Annotated in this window: 1 protein-coding gene; it reads left to right on the top strand. The window is 70.0% G+C overall.

What is annotated here, in order from left to right:
- The coding region (locus AC5Y7E_RS24230) for an AMP-binding protein (protein ID WP_499950950.1) at window positions 1-616 on the top strand (616 nt) is incomplete at both ends.

Here is a 616-nt window from a genome sequence, read left to right as displayed (position 1 = left end):
AGCGTATCTGCCGATCGACCCGGGCTGGCCCGACGCGCGGGTGGGGTTCATGCTCGCTGACGCCGCCCCGGTCGCGGTCCTGACCACCGCCGCGTTGCGCGCGCGGGTCGACGGCCACGACGTGACGGTCATCGACCTCGACGATCCGGGCATCCAGGCCGGTGCGGGCACGCCGTTGCCGGCCCCGGCTGCTGATGATGTGGCGCACATTATTTACACCTCGGGCACCACTGGGACGCCCAAGGGGGTGGCGGTCACTCACCACAACGTGACCCGGCTGTTCGCGTCGTGGGAGGCCGGGCTGACGCTGGGACCCGATCAGGTGTGGGCGCAGTGCCATTCGTATGCCTTTGACTACTCGGTGTGGGAGATCTGGGGGGCGCTGCTGCATGGTGGGCGCCTGGTGGTGGTCTCTGAGGAGGTGACCGGTTCCCCGCAGCAGTTGCAGGCCCTGCTGGTCGCCGAGCAGGTGACGGTGTTGAGCCAGACCCCCTCGGCGGTGGGGATGTTGTCCCCGCAGGGGTTGGAGTCGGCGGCGTTGGTGATCGCCGCGGAGGCCTGCCCGGCGGCGGTGGTCGATCGGTGGGCGCCGGGTCGGGTGATGGTCAACGGCTAT

The organism is Mycobacterium sp. NGS17 (assembly GCF_059813205.1).
Note: the sequence above shows the minus strand (reverse complement) of the source record. Positions and strands in the feature narration are given on the sequence as shown.